The organism is Rhodoblastus acidophilus (assembly GCF_025961575.1).
Classification (GTDB): Bacteria; Pseudomonadota; Alphaproteobacteria; order Rhizobiales; family Beijerinckiaceae; genus Rhodoblastus; species Rhodoblastus acidophilus_C.
The window spans coordinates 1-15,887 of record NZ_JAOQNX010000044.1; the positions used below are offsets into that span (position 1 = coordinate 1).

Consider the following 15,887-nt stretch of genomic DNA (forward strand, 5'->3'; position numbering starts at 1 on the left):
AGAGGGACCCCGCAAGCACGCTGGTTGTCCCCACACCCAACTCATCAGACAAGCGAAGGGACAGAGATTAAGTCACAGCCTCTGAGGAGCCCGCCTTGGCGGGCGTCTCGAAGGGCGGGGGCGGGCCACGAGTTTTTCAGCAGTCTGCTAGTCGTAATAGCCCACGCCGCAGGCGTAATCGGCGTTCACCCGGGTCACGAATGAGGTTTTGTGGGCCGGTTTCGGGTCGGTCGGCTTGCCGAAGAGATAGGTGACTTCGGTGATCACGCCTTCCTTCTGCCCGGCGGCGTAGATCTCCTCGCCATAGGCCTTGCCGGTCTCGTCCTTGAGCGCCCGCACGTCCGTGCCGAGCAGGTCCTTGGCGTTGACATTGCCCTGGGCGACGAATTTCCCGTCGCCGACATTGAAGCAGAACACATAGATATTGCCGGTCATGCCGGTCAAAAATTTGCCTCGGCCCGCATTGAACTCTTCAAAAGCGTGCTTGCTGTCGGAGGTCACGTCGGCGGCGGCCGTCATGAGCATGGCCTTGGCGATATATTTGTCGGCGGGATGAGCGAAAGCCATGGGCGAAAGCGCCAGGAGCGCGCCAGACGCCGCCGCAAGGATGTTTTTGCGCAAGATGTCCTCCGTGATCGCGTCGTCTCGTTGCAAGGCGGCTTTTCCAGCCGCGCTCTGGGACTTTAACGCGAGACGGAGCGGGCCGGCAGGGCCGCGATCCTTATTTAGCTTTGAGAAACGTCAGCGCAGGCCGGCGGCGGCGAAAACCTCGTCCTCGGATTCGACGACCTCGAAGGCGGAGCGGACGTCCTCGTGGATCGGGATGGAGCGCCCGGTCGCGATATTGACGAAGGTCCACAGGGTTTCGGCGCGGGCGAGGACGTGCGGGCGCTCGCCCCGTCGCACGAACAAAGTGCGGCGCGGCGAGGTCCGCTCGCTCAGTCCAGCGATCCAGGTGTAGATGGCGATTTCGTCATGCAGCATCGCCGGGCGCAGATATTCGATCGTGTGCGAGCGCACGAACCAGGAGGCGCCGAGGTCGAGATAGCGCTGCATCGGCCAGCCCTGAGCGCAGGAATGCTTGATGGCGACCTCCTCCATCCAGCGCAGATATTCCTGGTTGTTGACGTGGCGGTGGGCGTCGATGGCCTCGGCGCCCACAAGAATGTCCTTCTGGTAAATTCTCGCCATGAGCGCTCAAAAACACTCTTCTTCGAGCGTCTTCAGATCCTTGAGCGCCTGGTCGTCGTCATGGTCCTCGAACAGTTCGACCATGTAATAGACATGCGAGTGCAGCAGCAGCAGCTTGTCGGTGATGGAGTTCTCACCGGCCTCGATGGCGGCGAGGCGCGCCTTGAACCGGTCCCAGAAGGCGTTGCCGGTCTCGGGATTGTCGATGTAGCGGCGCAGATGCGTGAGCACGCGCTGCATATTGCCTTCGAAATCGATGTCCAAAAAGCTCACGTAGCGGTCGGGCTGGGCGGCGGCGTTCATGATCGTCTCCGAAACTGGATTTTCGCCAGTAAGACCTGAGCTTTTCCGCGGGCGCAACGGCCAACACGCGACCGGCGATGCGCTTGCACGAGCGGTCGCGTGCTTGAATAAACGGCAAGCCTAAAAAGCCAGCAGTTTTCGCAGGCGCTCCACCTGCCGGCGTCCCACCGGGATTTTGGTCGCCGCCTTGTCGGCCATGCGCAGGAACCACGCGCCATCCAGGCGCTCGGCGGCGCGGACATGGCTGAGATTGACGATGTGGCGGCGATGGACGCGGACAAACAAAGCGGGATCGAGCCGCGCCTCCAGGCTCGCCAGCGAACGCGGGCAGAAGGCGGAAAAATTCAGCGTCAGCGCCTCGGCATAATGGCCCTGCGCCGACAAGGCGGCGACCTCGTCGATGTCGATCAGCGCGGTGACGTCGCCCATGCCCTTCTGGATCGGCAGTTTGACCAGGAAGGGGCCGGGCTCGGCCTCGGGCTCCGGGGGCGCGGCGAGATCGCCGAGCATGAAGAACATTAAGACGGTGGCGGGGTCTTCGGGGCCGCCGCCGGTCGCCAGCGCGATGGCGCGGGCCAGCAGATTGCCCATGCGGGTGGCGACGATCAGCGAGGCGCCGAGCGGGCTTTCGCCGGCGCTGGCGATCAGCCAGCCCACTTTGGCGCGGGCCTGGGGCGGGTGCAGCTCCAGAATGTCGACGCCGAAAAACGGGCCGTCGCCATCGCCCAAAAAGCTCTGGACGGCGCCGCTCGCCGCGCGGATGCGGCGGTCGCGGTCGAGCATGACGACGCCGAGAGGCAGGCGCTGGAGGCGATACTCGAAAGTCTGCGCCTCGCCCACCTTCAGCTCACGAAATCCTGGAGCCGGTAGCCTTGCGCGAACAGCAGCGCGGTGAGGTCGCTGTGGTCGATGCGCGCATGCGCCGCGCTCGCCACCGCCGGCTTGGCGTGGAAGGCGACGCCCAGGCCCGCGGCTTGGAGCATGTCGAGGTCGTTGGCCCCGTCTCCCACGGCAAGGGTCTTGTGCGGCGGCAGTTCGTGCTTTTGCGTCAATTCCTTCAGCGCCGCGAGCTTGGCCGCCTTGCCGAGCACCGGCTCCTCCACTTCGCCCAAGAATTTTCCATCGGCGATTTTGAGGACATTGGCGCGGTTTTCCTGAAAGCCGAGCTTTTCCGCGATCACCTCCGTGAACACGGTGAAGCCGCCCGACACCAGCGCGGCATAGGCGCCGTTCGCGCGCATGGTCATCACCAATTCGCGCGCGCCTGGCGTCAGCGTGATCCGGTTGGCGATGGCCTCGTCCACCACGGAGGCGTCGAGGCCTTTCAGCAGGGCGACGCGTTTGCGCAGCGCCGGCTCGAAGGCGATCTCGCCGCGCATGGCGCGTTCGGTGATGTCGGCGACCTCATCCTTGAGGCCGACGAAATCGGCGAGCTCGTCGATACATTCCTGGCCGATCATGGTCGAATCCATATCGGCCAAAAACAGCTTTTTCCGGCGCCCCGCGAGCGGCTGCACGAAAATGTCGACCGGCGCGCCGCCCAAGGCGAGACGCAGCACGTCGGCGGCGGCGCGGCAATAGGCGGCGTCGGCGAAAGAGCCGTCGGCGTGATTGCCATGGGCGGCGCCCGGTGCGAAAGGAATGTCCGCCGCGCGGCCCGGCGCGAGAAACTGCGGGTCGCGCGCGCCCGGCAGCCGGCGGGCGGCGGCCATGAGCAGATCGGGGCTGATCGTCTGGGCGTCGGCGGCGCCGACCAGGGTCGCGACATGGGTCATTTGCTGTTGAACACTTTCAATTTTTCGGAATTCGACGCCGTACAGGCCGTGCTCATCGCAGGTCCGACCGCAAGCGGCAAGACCGCGCTTTCCGCTGGGATCGCCGAAAAAATGGGCGCCGTGGTGATCAATGCGGATTCCATGCAGGTTTACGCCGATCTGCCCGTGCTTTCCGCGCAGCCGACGGCGGCGGAAAAAGCCGCCGCGCCTCATTTGCTTTTCGGACATATCGCAGCGGAACGCAATTATTCCGTGGGTCAATGGCTTGTTGATGCTCAAGGAGCTGTGGCTGAATGTCGCAGGCTTGGACGGAGGCCGCTGTTCGTCGGCGGCACCGGCATGTATTTCAAGGCGCTCTTGCAGGGCCTGTCCGACATTCCCGCCGTGCCCGAGGAGGTGCGCGCCCGGGTGCGGGCGGAATGCGAAGCCGTCGCGCCGGCCGAGATTTATGATCGGCTGGCGAAGGTCGATCCGGAAACCGCGGCAAGGTTGCGGCCGACCGACCCGCAGCGGCTGATTCGCGCGCTGGAAATTTTCGAAGCGTTTCAGACGCCGCTGGCGCGTTTGCAGGGCGCGCGGCAGGCCCCGCTGCTGGAGGCGTCACACTGCAAATGCCTGTTTCTCGCGCCCGAGCGCCCGGTGCTGAATGCGAGGATCGAGGCGCGCTTCGACCGGATGATGGAGAGCGGCGCTCTGGAAGAAGTTGCGCGGTTACGGGCGAAAAAACTCGACCGTTCGCTGCCGGCCCTGCGCGCCGTCGGCGTTCCCGGGCTCCTGGATCATCTCGACGGCCTGTGTTCGCTCGACGAAGCGGTCGAGCGCGGCAAACGCGACAGCCGTCATTACGCCAAGCGGCAGTTCACTTTCGCCCGCACGCAATTGCCGGGCTTCGAATGGATCGCCGCGCCCTAAAAAATCGGGCGGACCGAGGGTCCGCCCTGCCTTGCGCGATGGCGCTAAACTCCCGTCACCAACGGCGACCGCCGCCGCGATAGGCGCCGCCGCCGCGGTACGCGCCCCCGCGATAAACCGCGCCGCCGCGATAGGCCCCGCCGCGATAGACGGCGCCGCCGCGATAATAGCCGCCCCGGTAAACCGCTCCGCCGCGATAGACGGCGCCGCCGCCATAGACCGGGCCGCGATAGACCCCGCCATAGCCGACGCCGTTGGGAATGCAGCCGCCGTAGGGGCCGCGGTGGAAGCCGATGCCGCAGCCTCCCGCCGTCAGCGTCACGTGCGACTGGACCTCCGGAACCGAAGACGGCGAAAAGGCTTCGGCGCCAGAGGCCGCCAGCGACATCGCGCCGACCAGGCCCAGCATGGCAAGAATTTTCCTCAAGGCTAAATCCTCCTTGGCGTTGTGGATCAGCGGCGTCGGATGGCCCGCCGCCGACGTGAACCGGACCAAGACTAATCCATTCGCGGATTCGACGCCACTTCCGCCGCTATTTCTTCGCTTTCGCCGCCTTGGGGACCTTTCCCGGCCAGCTGACCACACGCTCGACCTGCTCGTCGATGGAGAGATCGTCCTCGAGCGCGTAGACGCGGCCGATCACGGACACGCCGGCCTCGACCACGCTCTCGCTTCGGCCGCTCACCAGCGGGTGCCAGTGCGGCAGGTCCTGGCCCTGGCCGATCAGGCGATAGGCGCAGGTCGGCGGCAGCCAGGTCAGGCTGCCCGCGCTTTCGGCATCGAGGCGGATGCAATCCTTCACCCGGCGCGAGCGGTGGCCGTAATCCGCGCAGCGCGCCTTGGCCGCGTCGAGCAGCCGGCAGCCGACATCGGTGAAGTAGATCTCCCCGGTATCCTCGTCCTGAAGCTTGACCAGGCAGCAGCGCCCGCAGCCGTCGCACAGGCTCTCCCATTCGGATTTGGAAAAATCCGCGAGCGACCGGCCTGCCCAAAATTTCTCGCCCTTGCGCGCCAAAAATGCCCCGTTGTTCCAGAATGAAACGTTTGTTGTGGCGCCGGGTTTGCGCCGGAAGCCGAGATGAGGCGGAGATGCGCCGCGACGGTGGACGCGTCAAGCTCCGCGCTCGTCAAGCGCGTAAAAAAAGTGTTAAGACAGGTCCGCACATTCGCGCTGAAAGGGTTTTGAGGTGCAGTCCGATCAAGGCAAATCCGCTCTGTTGCGTCGGCTGCGCCATCTGGCGCTGGCCGCGGATTCGTGGCTCGATTCGGTGCTGTTCTCGGCGCAGGTCAGGGCGGGCGAGCTTTGGCGGGATTTCTCCGGCTTCATGGAGAATTTTTCCGTGCGCGGGGTGTCGCGCCTTGCGGTCGAAGTCGCCTGCGAGGGCCTGACGCTGAGCGTGTTCGGCGGCATGGTGCTGGTGTTTCTGGCCCAGCCAGCCTTCAAGATGACCGCGAACGACGATTGGCTGAAGAAGACCAATCTCGCCGTGGTGTTTCGCGACCGCGACGACGTGGAGGTGGGCCGGCGCGGCGCGCTGCACGAAGATTCCGTGCCGATCGAGCAATATCCCGACCATGTGATCCAGGCGCTGCTGGCGACCGAGGACCGCCGCTTTTTCGACCATCTCGGCATTGACCCGATCGGCCTGGCGCGCGCCCTCACCGTCAACGCCCGCGGCTCCGGTTCGGTCCAGGGCGGCTCGACCCTGACCCAGCAATTGGCGAAAAACCTCTTTCTTTCAAATGAGCGCACCGTCACCCGCAAAATCAACGAGGCCTTCCTCGCCTTCTGGCTGGAGAGCCGGCTGACCAAGCGCGAGATTCTCGAGCTCTATCTCGACCGCGCCTATATGGGCGGCGGCGTGTTCGGCATCCAGGCGGCGGCGCGGTTCTATTTCGGCCATTCCATCAAGGATGTGACGCTGGCCGAGGCCGCCATGCTCGCCGGCCTGTTCAAGGCGCCGACCAAATATGCGCCCCACGCCAATCTGCCCGCCGCGCGCGGCCGCGCCAATGACGTGCTCAGCAATCTGGTGGCCGCCGGCTTCATGACCGAGAATCAGGTGGCGGAGGCGCGGCGCAACCCTGCTTCCGCCGTCGAGCAGCGCGGCGCCAATGCGACGCCGGACTGGTATCTCGACTGGGCCTTTGGCGAGATCAAGAGCTTGGCGGATTCGGGAAAACTCGGCTCCGACCGCGTGCTGAACGTCAAGCTCGCGCTCGACAGCGGCGTGCAAAAACTGGCGCAGGACACGATCGAGAAAAATCTGCGCGAGAGCGGGCCCACCTATAACGCCCATCAGGCGGCGGCGGTGATTCTCGAGCCGGACGGGGCGGTGCGCGGTCTGGTTGGCGGCCGGGACTATGGCGCGAGCCAGTTCAACCGCGCCGTCGACGCGCGGCGCCAGCCCGGCTCGTCGTTCAAGCCTTACGTCTATCTCACCGCGCTGATGAGCGGCAAATTCACGCCGCAGACCACGGTGGTCGACGCCCCGATTTGTCTCGGCAACTGGTGCCCCAAGAATTATGGCGGCTCCTATTCCGGCTCCATGCCGATGTGGAACGCGCTCGCCCATTCGCTCAACACCGTGGCTGTGCGCCTGTCGGTGGCGGTCGGCGACGGCGATGCGAAAAAGGGGCGGAAAAAAATCATCGACACGGCCCGGCGGCTTGGCGTCAGCGCGCCGCTGCCCGACACGCAATCGCTGCCGCTCGGCGCCGACGATGTCAGCGTCATGGACCAGGCCACCGCCTATGCCGCCTTCGCCAATGGCGGCAAGCGTATAAAACCCTATGCCGCGCTCGAAATCGCCAACAGCCGCGGCGATGTCATTTATCGCCACGATCGCGATGGCGAGCAGCCGCAGCAGGCGATCGAACAGCGCTATATCGAAATGCTCGACTTCATGATGACCCAGGTGGTGGAGCAGGGCACCGGCGGGCGCGCCAAACTCGAAGGCGTCAAAGTGGCCGGCAAGACCGGCACCACCAATGAATACAAGGACGCCTGGTTCTGCGGGTTCACCGGCAATTTCGTCGGCGCGGTCTGGTATGGCAATGACGACGACGAATCCATGGCCAAAATGACCGGCGGCACGCTGCCGGCCATGACCTGGCATGATGTGATGCAATACGCCCACAGCGGCGTCGATCTGAAGCCGTTGCCTGGCATGACCCTGATCGCGGCGCAGGGGCCGCAGGCGCCGGTCGGCGACGCCAGCGCCGGCGCCCGGCGGCCCGAGCGGCTGACGCGCAAGGCGACCGAGACGATCGGCGCGATCGAGGTCCTGATGAAAAGCTCGTCGGGACGCCGCGCCATGCTCGACCTCGGCGAGAACCGCCCGCGGGGCGGCGGCGTGATCGAACTGCGCTAAGCAGGGTTTCCGAACAGTGGTCCCCGGTTTTTGTTTAAAAATCCTGCAAAAACAGAGGAGGCTAAGCGGAGCTTCGTTGGGTGACCAACGAAGCTCTGCTTAGGCGCGCGCATGTTTTCGCGGCCGTCCGGCGCCTTCCTCCAGTCGATGATCCGCCTGCTGCGGGCGCCCAGCTGGCGGCGGGCCGCCTTCGGCGTCACCCTCGCCCTGCTGGCGGCGGCGCTGCATTTCGCCTGGCCGCCTGTGCGCATGGAGCCGCTGCCCAGCGCGGGCCTCGGCCCGTTCATCGCCATCGCCGCTCTGCTCGGGCGCCGCGCCGGCGGCTTGGCCGCCCTGTTCGTCGCGACCGCGCTGGTCATGCTGTTCGACGATCCCGACCCCGAGCCGTTTCGTCTCGTCGTCTATGTCGCCAAATGGCTGGCCGTGGTCCTGGTTGCCGATGTCGCGCACAACCTCTGGCTCCGCGCCGCCGAGAACGAACGCGTCAGGGCCGAGGAAGCCCGTCTGGCGCAGCAGCGGCTGGAGCTGGCGCTCGAATCCGGCGCGATCGGCACGTTCGAGGTCGATCTCTCCACCCACCACATGCGCCTCAACGAAAAACATCGTGAAATCTTCGGTTGGAGCAACGACCAGCTCGTCACCACCGGCCTGATCGACACGCTGGTCGTTCCGGAGGACCTTCCGGGGCTGCAGGAGGCGCGGGCGCGGACCCTGAGCGGGAAGGAGCGCTTTCACGCGAAAATTCGCATCAGGCGCGCCAATGACGGCGCGTTGCGGCACGTCGAGACGCGGGGCGAAGCGGTTTTTGAAAACGGCGTTCCGGTGCGCGTGTTCGGCGCCACCCGCGACGTGACGGATGAGAGGGAGGCGGCCGCCTCGCTGGAAGAGCGTGCGCGGCTTTCGGAACAGAACCGCTCCAAGGCGGACGAACTGGTCCAGGCGCAAAAGGGCCTGGCGCTGGCGCTCGAGGCCGGCGCGATCGGCGTCGGCGAGCTCGACCTGCGCTCCGGCGTGGTCAAGGTCAACGACAAGCTGCGGAAGATCTACGGCCTGGGCGCCGGCCCCGTCATGCTGGACAGCCTCGACGGCCTTGTCGTGGCCGAGGACCGGACGGCATATTATGCGACGATCGCGCAGGCGCTCGATCCGCGCGGCGCCGGTCAATGTGAACAGCGTTTTCGCATCCGCCGGCGAGACGACGACGCCGTGCGCTGGGTTTACACGCGCAGCCAGGTCTTTTTCGAAGATGGCGCCGCGGTCCGCGTCGTCGGCTTGATGCGCGACATCACCGACGAACGGGCGGCGGCGGCGATGTTGGAGGAAAAGGCGCGGCTGGCGCAACTGGATCGCGTCCGCGCCGAGGAGCTCGCGCGGGAGCGGCGCCGCCTCGAATTGGCGCTTGAAGCGGGCGCCATCGGGACCTTCGAAGTCGATCTGATCAGGGGCGATATTCACCTCAGCGAGAAACACCGGGAAATTTCCGGCTGGACCAGCGAGGAGCCCTTGCCGGTTGACATTATGGACGGAGATATGGTCGTCGAAGAGGACCGCGCTGTGCTCCAGGAGGCGCGGCTGGCCGCGTTGCGCGGAGACGGGCGCTACGCCGCGCAATTTCGCATTCGCCGCGCCAATGACGGCGCCCTCCGCTGGGTCGACACCCGTGGCCAGGTCTATTTCGAGGGCGATGCGCCGGCGCGCGTGTTCGGCGTCACCCGCGACATCACCGACGAGAGAGCCGCCGCCGCCGTCCTTCAGGAAAGGGCGCGGCTGGCGGAGCAATTGAGCGCGCTCGCCGAGGCGCTGCCGGGCGCCATCTATTCCTACGTCGGCGGCGCCGTGGGGCGCAGCCAGCGCGGCTTCGTCGCCTATGTCTCCTCCAATATCGAGCGGCTCCTGGGGTTTGCGCCCGCCGTCTTCGCGCGCGATATCGACAGTTTCCTGGCGCGTGTTCATCCCGACGATCTCCCGCGCGTGCGCGCCGCCGCCAAAATCTCCGCGCGCGACCTCGCGCTCTGGAATGTGGTGTTTCGCTACGATCACCCGGAAAGGGGCGAAATCTGGATCGAGGGCGACAGTCAGCCGACCCGCCGCGAGGATGGCGCCACGGTCTGGCACGGCTATTATCAGGACGTGACCGAGCGCGAAACCGCCGCCCGCGCGCTGGCGGACAGCGAGGCGCGGGTCCGCGCGCTCAAGGACGAACGTCTGGCGGCGCTGGAAAAGCTGGCGGCGCGCCTCGCCCATGAGGTCAATCAGCCGCTCGCCGCCGCCGCGACCCTGCTGGCGGTCGCCCGCCGGCGGTTGACCCCGAACCTCCCGGATGACGACAGCCGCGCCGCCGGGGCCGAGGCGCTGAAAAAGGCGGCGCATCAGCTGTTGCGCGCCGGCCAGATCATCACCCGGGTGCGCGAATTCACGCAGCATGGCGAGGCGGACAAGGTGTTTCGCAGCGTCCACGAGACCATCCACGAAACCCTGGCCCAGCTCGAAGGGGACTTGAGTTTCTCCGGCTTCGCATTCGAGTTGCGTCTGGAGGCCGCCCGCGACCGCGTCCTCATCGACCGCCTGCAGATCGCGGCCGTCTTGACCAATCTGCTGCGCAACGCCGCACAGGCCGCCTTGCCCGGAGGGCGGCGCGCCATCGTCGTCGCCACCCGGAACCAATGGGACAGGATCGAGATTTCAATCATTGATTATGGCGCGGGAGTGTCGGAAGATGCCCGCCGCCATCTTTTTGATTTATTCTGGACCACCAAGGGATCGGGCATGGGCGTCGGTCTCGCCATGTCCAAGGCGATTGTGGAGGCCCATTACGGGACCATCTGGCTGCAGGACGATGCGGAGAAAACGGTGTTCACTTTCAGCCTTCCCTTGATGATTGCGGGCGACGATCCCCGGGAGACTCGATGAACGGGGCGGCGTCCGTTTACATCGTCGATGACGACGCCGCGATCCGCGAGTCCCTGACCCTGCTGCTGGAGACCGAGGGCCTGAACGCGCGGGCCTTCTCCAGCGCGCTCGAATTCCTCGCCGCGCCGCTGGGAGAGGGACCGGGCTGCGTGGTGACGGACCTGCGCATGGCCGGCATGTCCGGCATGGAGCTGCTGGCGCAGATCAGGCAATCGCCGTCGCCCCTGCCGGTCGTGGTCATCACCGCCTATGGCGATGTGCGGCTGGCGGTGGAGGCGATGAAGCTCGGCGCCAGCGATTTCCTGGAAAAACCCTATTCCGAGACGGCGTTCGTCGCGGCGGTGCGCGGCGCGCTGGACGCGGCGGCGGACGCCGAGGCGCGCGCCAGCGACCGGCGTGAAATCGAGCAGCGCTTCAAGGCGCTGACGCCGCCCGAGCGCCGGGTGCTCGCCGGCCTGCTCGAAGGCAAGCTCAACAAGACCGCCGCCTTCGAAATGGGGGTGAGCCTGCGCACCGTGGAGGCGCTGCGCGCCAGCGTCATGGCCAAGCTCGGCGCCGATTGCCTGTCCGACCTGGTGCGCAGCACCATGCGCGCCGGGCTCGACCGCTTCATTTCCGCCGGATCAGACGAGACAGGCCCATCTCCGCGGCCGTGACGCCCAGCGCCCGGGCGCCGGCCACCAGCGCCGCGCCATAGACCAAGGCGCCCAAAAGGCCGAGGCCCGCCATGCCCGCGAGCAGGCCGGGAACGCCGCCCACGGCGCGCGCCAGCGCCAGGAACGGCCCCTGCAGCCACAGCGCGACATTGGCGAGGATTACGCTGGCGGTGGCGCAGGCCAGCACGATCGAGCCAAAAGTTTTGTCCGGCTGGAACAGGTAGCGGCGCAGCGCCAGATAGGCGAGCAGCCCGACATTGACCCAGGCGTTGACGGAGGTCGCGATGGCGATGCCCACGGCGCCCAGCGGCTGGTAGAGCGCGATCTTCAGCAGCAGATTGACCGCCAGCGCGCCCAGGGCGACATACATCGGGGTTTTGGTGTCGCCCATCGCCTGAAATCCCGAGCGCATGGCGTTGATCGCCACCATCGCCAGCAGCCCCGCGCCATAGGCGCGCAGCACGGCGGCGGTCGCCAGCGAATCCTCGATCTGGAAACGCCCGTGCTCGAATAGGGCGCGCACGAGAAAATCGGGGATCACCATGAAGGCGACGACGAAAGGCGCGGTCAGCGCCACGGTCATGGCCAGCGTCCGGTTCTGCGCGGTGAAGGCGCCCTCCCAGTTTTCGCGGGCGAAGCAGCGGCTCATTTCCGGCAGCAGCACCGTGCCGGCGGCGACGCCCACCAGGCCGATCGGCAGCTGATACAGCCGCTCCGCGTAATAGAGCGACGAAAGCCCGCCAGTCGCCAGCAGCGAGCCGATGATCGTGTCGGCGAACATGGCGATCTGCACGCCGGAGGAGCCGATCACGGCGGGGCCGAACATGCGGAAAAAGGCGCGCACGTCCTCGCCCAGGCCGGGTTTGGCGATCTTTTCCATCAGCCCATGCCGGCGCGCCTCGACCATCAGCAGGACGAGCTGGGCGATTCCGGAGGCGACCACGCCCGTCGCCGCCGCATAGGCCGCGTTGGGGAACAGGAAGCTCACCGTCAGAAACGCCATGGTGACGACATTGAGCAGCACCGGCGCGAAGGCGGGGACGGCGAACACGCCATGGGCGTTCAGCGTCGCCGAATGCATGGTGACCAGCGTCACGCAGAACAGATAGGGAAAGGTGATGCGCGTCAGCGACACCGCCAGCTCGTATTTCTGCGGATCCGCGGAAAAACCGGGCGCCAGCAGCTCGACGAAGGCGGGCATGAACAGCCAGCCCAGCGCCAGCAGGACCACCTGCGACAGCAGCAGCAGGCTGAAAATCTGATTGGCGAAATTTTTCGCGCGCGCTTCGCCATCCTGTTCCAGCACCCGCAGATAGGTGGGAACGTAGGCCGCGTTGAAGGCGCCCTCGCCAAAAATGGCGCGGAAATGATTGGGCAGGCGCAGGGCGACGGCGAAGGAATCCATCATCATGCCGGCGCCGAGCACGCCGCTGAGCATGATGTCGCGGAAAAAGCCGGTCAGGCGGGAGAGCAGCGTGAAGCCGCTGACCGAGAGGAAGCTTTTGTACATCGGGGCCGGACGGGTTGGGGGCTCTTGGCTGAGATAAATCAATTGCGATTAAAACTTCGCCTTTTCCGCTTTGGCGGCGCGGCCGGCGTCCAAGCCGCCCGCGCCGATCCGCTCCTGCACCAGATAAAGCGGGCGTCCCTTCACCTCGGCGAACACCCGGCCGATATATTCGCCGAGCACGCCGAGCGAAATCAGCTGCACGCCGGCGAAAAAGGTGATCGACACCACCAGGGTGGCGAAGCCGGGGGCGGACACGCCCCAGATCAGGGTTTCGAGCACGTAGTAAAGCGCATTGGCCAGCGCAAAGGCGGCGACCGCCATGCCGATATAGGTCCACACCTTCAGCGGCACGGTGGTGAAGGAGACCAGGCCGTCGAGGGCGAAACGGGTGAGTTTGCGATAGGAAAATTTGGATTCCCCGGCATGGCGCTCCGCCACGTCGAAGGGAACGCCGATGCTCTTGAACCCGATCCAGGCGTAAAGGCCTTTTGAGAACCGCGCCTGTTCCCGGAGCGTCTTGAGCGCGTCGAGCGCCACCCGGTCGAGCAGGCGAAAATCGCCGGCGCCCTCGGGCAGGCCGATCTCGCCGAATGTGCGGAACAGCCGGTAAAAGTGGCTGGTGAGCCATTTGCGCGCCGGCGAATCCGTGTCGCGGCTGTTGCGCACGCCAAAAATGTTCTGAAAACCTTCGCGCCATTTTTCGACGAACAGGGCGATGGCCTCGGGCGGGTGCTGGAGGTCGGCGTCCATGATCACCGCGCCGCGGCCGCGCGCTGCATCGACGCCGGCGGCGATGGCGATTTCCTTGCCGAAATTGCGGGAGAACGACAGCGCCGTGACGCGCGGGTCGGCCGCGTTCAGCTCGCGCGCCACATCCAGCGTGTTGTCGCTGGAGCCGTCATCGACAAAGATGATCTCAAAACTGTTCACGCAGGCCAGCGCCGGGACGAGTCGCGCGACCAGCGCGCGCAGATTGTCGCCCTCGTTGAACACCGGGATGATCACCGAAAGCTCCGGCGTTTCCTCTGCTACGTTCGACATCTTTTCCCGTTCCAGCGGCTGGTCGTGCGTCAGGTCTAGTTTGGCGGACGAAAATGCGCAAGAAAGGGGCGGATTTTCGACAGGCTGCGGGACCCATGACCTTCGCTTTCGCCCTCTGCGCCGACGATTTCGCGCTCTCGCCGGCGGTCACCGCCGGCATTCTGGAAGCCCTGGCCGCCGGGCGGCTCAGCGCGACCTGCGCCATGACCACGCAAAAGGGTTGGTTCGAGGCGGCGCGGGCGTTCCGCGCGCTCAGCCCCGATGCCGATCTCGGTCTGCATTTCAACCTGACGCTCGGCGAACCCTTGGGCGACATGCCCCGCTTCGCGCCTTCGCGCTTTCCCGCCATGAATGCGATTGTGCCCGCGGCCTGGCGGCGCGCGCTGCCGCTCGACGAAATCCGCGACGAATTGCGCCGCCAGCTCGACGCTTTTGAACGCGCCCATGGCGCGCCGCCCGATTTTGTCGACGGCCACCAGCATGTCCAGGTTCTGCCGGGAATTTCCGATGTCCTGCTCGCCGAACTTTTGGACCGAGGTTTTACGGGCTGGCTGCGCGATTCGGCCGACCGTCCCAAGCGGATTTTTGCCCGGGGAAAACATTGGGGCAAGGCGCTGACCGTGGCCGGGCTGGCGCGGGGATTTCGCAAGAAAGCGCGGGCGGCGGGCTTCGCCCTGAACGACGGGTTCTCCGGCTTTTCCGATTTCGACGCCGGCGCGGATTATGCGGCGGATTTCGCGACTTATTTGACGGCGCCGGGTCCCAGACAGCTCTTGATGTGCCATCCCGGCCATGTCGATGACGAACTCGCCCGGCTCGATCCCGTCACCGCCTCGCGCGAGGCGGAGCTCGCCTTTCTGCTGTCGCCGCGCTTTGCCGAGGTCACGGCGGGGCTTGGCGCGCGGCTGGCCAGGCTTTCCGCTCATCCCTGACGTTCAGCCGGCGCCCTTGCCGTCTTCCCTGATATGCACCGCCAGCCAGAGCGTCGGCGGCTCGGCCTGGGTCCATTCGATGCGATGGCGGCGGCGCGGCGTGATCAGCACATGGTCGCCCGGCCGGAACAGCACCGCTTCGGTATCGTCCTCGAAACGCAGCCGCGCCGCGCCCGCGAGCAGCATCACCCATTCCGTCCAGTTCTGGTCGTACCAGAAGCCGGGCGGGCTCGCCTGTCCCGTCGAGACGATGCGCTCGATCATCACGCCGCCCCGGTCGAACAGGACGGCAAAATTCTCCTCCATCGAGGAATGCGGCAGGTCTTCGAAAATGTTGAGGGCTTCATCCATCATGGCGCGCGTTTCGGGGGATCGAGGAACAGGGATTTTTCGGCCTGGGTCGCCGCGCTGATATGGTCGGCGACGGCGCGGATTTGCGGGAAATCGCGGCCATCCGCATGCATCAACAGATAAAAGCTGCGGGTGATGCAAATGTCATCAGGAAGAATGGCGACAAGGTCGAAACCTTGCGCGAGAAAGCGCGGCAGCACGGCGATCCCCAGGCCCGCCAGCACCGCCTGCAATTGCGCGATCAGATTGGCGCTGCGGATTTGCGCCGACAGGCCCGGAAGGATTTGCGGCAGATAATCCAGCTCCGGGGTGAACAGCAATTCGGAAATATAGCCGATCAGCCGCCGGGTTTTGATATCCTCCCGGGTTCGGATCGGGCCGGTTTTGGCGAGATAGTCGGGCGAGGCATAGAGGAACAGCCGGTAATCCAATAATTTTCGCCCATAAATGCGGCCCTCGCGGGGCAGGGCGAGGCTGATGGCGATGTCGGCCTCGCGCTTGGACAGGCTGAACAGCCGCGCCGTCGCCACCAGTTCGATCTGCAATTCCGGATGTTTTTCCGCCAGCGGGCCGAGCCGGGGCGCGAGGAAGAACGAGCCGAACCCGTCGGGGGCGCCGACGCGCACCGTGCCGGCGAGCCGCGCCGCGCCGCCCAAAATCTCCGCCTGGCCGCCGCGAATCTGCGATTCGATGGTTTCCGCCATGCCGGCGGCGCGCCGGCCGGCTTCGGTCAGCTCATAGCCGGTCTTGCGCCGGGCGAAAAGTTTGGCGCCGAGGTCGCGCTCCAGCCGATCTATGCGGCGGATGATGGTGGCGTGGTCAACGCCGAGTTTTTTCGCCGCAGCCGACACCGTGCCGTCGCGGGCCACCGCCAGGCAAAATTGCAGATCGTTCCAATCGAGCGCCATAAAAGTTTCTTTTCGCGATATGC

Annotated in this window: 16 protein-coding genes; 5 read left to right on the plus strand and 11 right to left on the minus strand. The window is 65.8% G+C overall.

The genetic code is table 11. The features are described 5' to 3' along the window. Positions 1-147 precede the first annotated feature (147 nt). From M2320_RS21635 to serB, 5 genes are all read right to left on the minus strand, one after another. On the minus strand, positions 148-654 hold the full coding sequence (locus M2320_RS21635; protein WP_210304560.1) for a cache domain-containing protein: 507 nt from the start codon (positions 652-654) through the stop codon (positions 148-150). Positions 655-741: 87 nt separating this feature from the next. After that, the gene (locus M2320_RS21640; protein ID WP_264599068.1) at positions 742-1,191 is read right to left on the minus strand and encodes an acyl-CoA thioesterase; all 450 of its coding nucleotides are present in this window, start codon (positions 1,189-1,191) and stop codon (positions 742-744) included. A 6-nt stretch (positions 1,192-1,197) separates the two neighbouring features. Further along, positions 1,198-1,494 carry a N(2)-fixation sustaining protein CowN gene (gene cowN / locus M2320_RS21645; protein WP_184429538.1) on the minus strand — a complete coding sequence of 99 codons (297 nt, stop codon included), beginning with the start codon at positions 1,492-1,494 and terminating at the stop codon, positions 1,198-1,200. A 120-nt stretch (positions 1,495-1,614) separates the two neighbouring features. Next, positions 1,615-2,334, minus strand: coding sequence for a LytTR family DNA-binding domain-containing protein (locus tag M2320_RS21650; protein WP_264599069.1), 720 nt, complete (start codon positions 2,332-2,334; stop codon positions 1,615-1,617). Positions 2,335-2,336: 2 nt separating this feature from the next. After that, positions 2,337-3,269, minus strand: a complete 933-nt coding sequence (gene serB / locus M2320_RS21655) for a phosphoserine phosphatase SerB (protein ID WP_425540706.1) — start codon at positions 3,267-3,269, stop codon at positions 2,337-2,339. Between serB and miaA the strand changes: the two genes are divergently transcribed. Continuing rightward, entirely contained in the window at positions 3,261-4,181 is a 921-nt protein-coding gene (gene miaA / locus M2320_RS21660) for a tRNA (adenosine(37)-N6)-dimethylallyltransferase MiaA (protein WP_264599070.1), read from the plus strand. The two genes, serB and miaA, sit on opposite strands and share 9 nt — an antisense overlap. 55 nt (positions 4,182-4,236) lie before the next feature. On the opposite strand, the gene M2320_RS23290 is transcribed toward miaA, so the two are convergent. Both M2320_RS23290 and M2320_RS21670 read right to left on the minus strand, forming a co-directional pair. Continuing rightward, positions 4,237-4,590 carry a GCG_CRPN prefix-to-repeats domain-containing protein gene (locus tag M2320_RS23290; RefSeq protein WP_425540707.1) on the minus strand — a complete coding sequence of 118 codons (354 nt, stop codon included), beginning with the start codon at positions 4,588-4,590 and terminating at the stop codon, positions 4,237-4,239. Positions 4,591-4,714: 124 nt separating this feature from the next. Beyond that, complete coding sequence (locus tag M2320_RS21670) at positions 4,715-5,197, minus strand: YcgN family cysteine cluster protein (protein ID WP_264599071.1); 483 nt, start codon at positions 5,195-5,197, stop codon at positions 4,715-4,717. 172 nt (positions 5,198-5,369) lie between these two features. On the opposite strand from M2320_RS21670, the gene M2320_RS21675 reads away from it, so the two are divergent. From M2320_RS21675 to M2320_RS21685, 3 genes are all read left to right on the plus strand, one after another. Further along, entirely contained in the window at positions 5,370-7,556 is a 2,187-nt protein-coding gene (locus M2320_RS21675; RefSeq protein WP_264599072.1) for a transglycosylase domain-containing protein, read from the plus strand. A 111-nt stretch (positions 7,557-7,667) separates the two neighbouring features. Further along, a complete protein-coding gene (locus M2320_RS21680) occupies positions 7,668-10,466 on the plus strand; it encodes a PAS domain-containing sensor histidine kinase (RefSeq protein ID WP_264599073.1) in 2,799 nt (932 codons plus the stop codon). Next, complete coding sequence (locus tag M2320_RS21685) at positions 10,463-11,122, plus strand: response regulator transcription factor (RefSeq protein ID WP_264599074.1); 660 nt, start codon at positions 10,463-10,465, stop codon at positions 11,120-11,122. The genes M2320_RS21680 and M2320_RS21685 overlap by 4 nt, the downstream gene beginning before the upstream one ends. Here the strand turns inward: M2320_RS21685 and murJ are convergent. Together murJ and M2320_RS21695 are read right to left on the minus strand one after the other, a co-directional pair. Further along, positions 11,076-12,632, minus strand: a complete 1,557-nt coding sequence (gene murJ / locus M2320_RS21690; protein ID WP_264599075.1) for a murein biosynthesis integral membrane protein MurJ — start codon at positions 12,630-12,632, stop codon at positions 11,076-11,078. The two genes, M2320_RS21685 and murJ, sit on opposite strands and share 47 nt — an antisense overlap. A gap of 48 nt (positions 12,633-12,680) precedes the next feature. After that, positions 12,681-13,673 (minus strand): glycosyltransferase family 2 protein, encoded by a 993-nt coding sequence (locus M2320_RS21695; RefSeq protein ID WP_264599076.1) that lies wholly within the window; start codon positions 13,671-13,673, stop codon positions 12,681-12,683. A 53-nt stretch (positions 13,674-13,726) separates the two neighbouring features. On the opposite strand from M2320_RS21695, the gene M2320_RS21700 reads away from it, so the two are divergent. Continuing rightward, on the plus strand, positions 13,727-14,605 hold the full coding sequence (locus M2320_RS21700) for a ChbG/HpnK family deacetylase (protein WP_264599077.1): 879 nt from the start codon (positions 13,727-13,729) through the stop codon (positions 14,603-14,605). A 3-nt stretch (positions 14,606-14,608) separates the two neighbouring features. Here the strand turns inward: M2320_RS21700 and M2320_RS21705 are convergent, their stop codons facing one another. Together M2320_RS21705 and M2320_RS21710 are read right to left on the minus strand one after the other, a co-directional pair. After that, entirely contained in the window at positions 14,609-14,959 is a 351-nt protein-coding gene (locus M2320_RS21705; protein ID WP_210304561.1) for a cupin, read from the minus strand. Then, a complete protein-coding gene (locus M2320_RS21710) occupies positions 14,956-15,864 on the minus strand; it encodes a LysR family transcriptional regulator (protein ID WP_264599078.1) in 909 nt (302 codons plus the stop codon). Before M2320_RS21710 ends, M2320_RS21705 begins: the two co-directional genes overlap by 4 nt. Between the last annotated feature and the right edge of the window lie 23 nt (positions 15,865-15,887).